A 3,681-nucleotide genomic window follows, 5' to 3' on the forward strand; every position below is an offset into this window, starting at 1 on the left:
GATGGTACTGCACCCGAGAGAGTGTGGGAGAGTAGGACACCGCCGGACAACCACTACAGGCAAGAGGCCCCACCACCGGTGGGGCCTCTTCCCCATTAACCACCCACCACCCCAACCCCCACACCACCGCCGGCCCCCACACCGGGGTCCAGGGGCGGGGTCAGGCAGCGGTGACCGCCACGGTCCTCGTCGCCTGCACCCGGCCCGTGAGCCAATGGATGAAGTCGATCGCGAGCGTGTACCGGCCCGGCGCCGGTGGCCGCAGCAGGAAGTCGAACTTCTCGGCAGCGCCCGACCTGATGATGCTGGTGAGGAGCGGCTGTCCTGCCGTCGACGGATGCACGGCCGGCCCCGTGGGACTCGGAGTCGTCCAGAACGGGCGTCCGTCGTGCCCGATGAGTTCGGCCATCTGCACAGGTCTCCCCGCGGCATCAAGGAATCGTGTGCGTGTAGGGAAGTAATCCACGTTCACCATCCGTACCAGCGTGGGCTGCTTGCCGCCGCCTGCAACATTGGCCTTCATGGTCGAGATCGCCCACACCCTGTCGCCTTTGGGCCGTGCTGGAATCGCGCCGCCCAGGATGAAGAAGTGCTTGGCCTCGAAGCGGTTGAGGCCGGCGTCGTCACCTGACAGACCCGCCGCGTGGTTCAGTTCATGCCACCTGGGATCGATCGAGTACGGTGCGATGAAGGTCTCCGTGGCGATGTCGTACAGGGGGCCCTCGGAGGAGTGCCGGCGAGACCCCGTCGGCGTTTGGCGGGCGGGATCGGTCCGAGGGTCCACGACGATCGCTCCGAACATCCCCATCTGCACGTGCAGGGGGGTATTCACGTGGCAATGGTAGAAATAGGTGCCGGCGGAGCCCCTGTTCGGGTTACCGGTCTCCGGCGGTTCCGGCCGCCATTGGTAGGTGTAGTGACCGTTCACCTCGAAGGAAGTGTGGCCGACGCCGTCGTTCCGTGGATCCGGTTCGATACCGTGCCAATGGATCGTATGGACGTTCTTCTTCGGTTTCACCGTCGCTTGGAAGACGTCTCCCTCCGTCATGCGGATGATCGGTCCGGGCAACTGCCGTCCTGATGTGTCGTTCTCGAAGCTCCACACCTCGTGTTCGGATCCGTCCGGGAATCTCAGGTCCTTGCTGAAGAAGTCCAGTTCCACCGACACGTTCGGACGGAGAGGGAATTTAGTCTCGGGGCTGCCCTCATGTGGCTGGTCGGAGGCGAAGTCCACCTGGCTACGGAACGTATGGTGCGCGTCGTCCTCCACGGTCCGCGGCAGGCCGGGTTCGGGGACCGGGCCGGCGGCGAGCACCCAGTCGGCCATCAGACCGCCGGGGTAGAGCCCTCCCGCAGCCGTCTGGGACGGTTCGGCATGGCAATGCATGGGGTATTTCCAGTCCTCGTCCCGCGCGTTCCACACCGCGTCGATCGACTCCGGCGGTCGCCGGACGGGAAGCATCGCCTCCTTGCGTTCTGTCGGCTGGAGCTGGACCGTGTCCTCCCACTGTTGAAGGACCACATCGCCTGTCGGACTCACCCTGCCGTTCGACCGGGGAAAGTCGCTGCCGTTGGCCCGCACCGTCCACACGTGATTCCCGTGGTAGTGCAACTGGTGGGTGACGATGCCGGCATTGAGCATCCGCATGAGTTGACCGGTGCGGACTGTATCCGGGGCCGGGGACGCACTGAAATTGCGCACGTCGGTTTCGCGCGGATACCCCGACGGAAGTGTGTCCTCTTCCCGGCGGGTGTTGAACTCCTCATCGGTGGTCAACGCCAGTGCCTGGAAGCCGGAGTACCCGTTCAGCGTGAAATATCGCGGCACGGCCGGTCTGGTCAGCGGGTTGACAGTGTGCCCCTGGGACGCGAGGCGGGCCCATGTCGACTCGACGTCATGGCAGATCCACAACCACTGGCGTTCGAATTCGGGCCCACCGGCGCTCAGCCGCCAGGCATTGGCAGGGTCGATGACCACGAGACCCCCATACAGACCCAGGGTCCTTTCCACTGGCTCATTGCCTGGATCGGAGAACAAGTAGGTTCCGGGCGCCGGTGCGGGGAGTTCCACGAGCCGGGTCTGCCCCGGCTCGACCAGGGCGCTGGTGACGTCCGCGCCTGCCGGACCCGCGCCGTGGAAGCGCAGCTGGTGGGGCTGTGAAAGGTTGTTCCGCAGCAGGATGCTGATGGTGCTGCCTGTCTCGGCGACCAGCGTGCGCTCGGGGAATGAACTTGCCCAGTAGGCACGCCGCACAAGGAAATGCCGGTCGTAGGCCGGGTCCGAGCCCAGGGGAGCGGGCCTGCCGGAGGGCGGCACGGGTGCATCCAGGGGATAGGTGCGGCTAGGGACCACCTGACCGGCGGCGGTGAACACCTGGGGGCTGATCGTCAGTGCCGGATGTGCGTCGTCGATCCGTGTGGCCCTGTCGCCGAATCCACGGTGGTAGACGAGTGAACCGTCGACCATGGGGAGGTACCCCTCATTGATGTGCATGCTCAGTGGGCTCATGAGAAGGCTCCGCTTGTCGTCAGGTGTGGCAGGGCGAGCCGTTGGGGGGAGTCCTGCACGAGGTCCGAGACCTCGACCTCGAGGTCCGTGGCCGCAAGGGAACGTGGCGCGAGGTAGCTGATGAGGAGGTGCTCCCTCGTTCTCGCAGCCAAGGGGCCGGGTGGGCGGTCGGTGTCCTGATGGGTGATCGTCGTTCCCTCCTGCGCGATCTTCAGGCGGAGTTGAGCGGGGCTGAACAGCACCGGCGCCCATCCCGCATTGTGGATCTCCACTTCGAGTACCACGACGTCTCCCCACGTCAGGTTCACGGGCTGCGGCCAGGAGGGGTCAGCAGTGGGGCCATCATGGTTCTGACCGTGGCCCCCACCCTGGTTCTGGCTGCGGCCGCCGTCGATCGCGATCGCTGCAGCTACAGCTCCACGGGAATCCGGAGTGCCCCTGCCTCGGAAATGGGCGCGTGCGGTGAGAAGGTTGCTGGCCGCCACGTGCCCCTTCGCATCGAGGCGGGTGAACCGGCTGGCGCGGATGATCGAGATCCTCCCGAAGGCGGTGCCGACGCTGGTCCCGGCAGCGCCGCTGTGCGCGATGACCCCGTAGGTGCCGCCGGCAATCAGCAGGAAAGCTCCTCCGCTGACTGCCGTGCCGAACTGTCGGCGGTTCAGATCCTTGCTGAGGAACGTGTTGGCAGGACGATGCATGACGCCTCCAGTAGTGTGCGGGGACGCCGTTATCGTGGGCGAGACAGCCTATGGAAACCTTGCACTACTCCTGTAAGGCCCGCCCCGCTCGTCGACCCTGCTGATGCGTGGGAGTCTTCCGGCGCAGGCGACGCAGCCTCGCTCGTGCCGGCGGGCAGGCTCTCTCCGGGGAGTCAGGGGTGGGTGTCGGGGTTGATTTGGTGTTGGTGGTGGGGGGTCGTATAGTTATGGAGTTGCCCCGGTGTGGGTGACAATCCCCCCTTGTTGATCAGGTTCGAAGTTGTTCCGGCGTGTGCTGTGCATGGTGTCGGGATGGGCTTCTGATCTGGTGTCGGTTGTGTGGGTCTGTTGGTTGGTCGTGGCGCCGGGTTCTGCCTGGTGGTGCGGTTGGGAGCGGGTTTGCGGGATCGGGTGGGTGGGGGTAGGCTTGGAAAGTTGCTTCGGAGCGAGGACATGATGGTTTGGTCGTGTTTG

Annotated in this window: 2 protein-coding genes; both read right to left on the minus strand. The window is 65.4% G+C overall.

Annotated elements, in window-relative coordinates:
• Window positions 1–160: 160 nt before the first annotated feature.
• Window positions 161–2,467, minus strand: a complete 2,307-nt coding sequence (locus ACX80K_RS17910) for a multicopper oxidase domain-containing protein (RefSeq protein ID WP_459273266.1) — start codon at window positions 2,465–2,467, stop codon at window positions 161–163.
• A 38-nt stretch (window positions 2,468–2,505) separates the two neighbouring features.
• A complete protein-coding gene (locus tag ACX80K_RS17915; protein WP_459273267.1) occupies window positions 2,506–3,207 on the minus strand; it encodes a hypothetical protein in 702 nt (233 codons plus the stop codon).
• Between the last annotated feature and the right edge of the window lie 474 nt (window positions 3,208–3,681).

It is taken from the genome of Arthrobacter sorbitolis, from assembly GCF_054510995.1.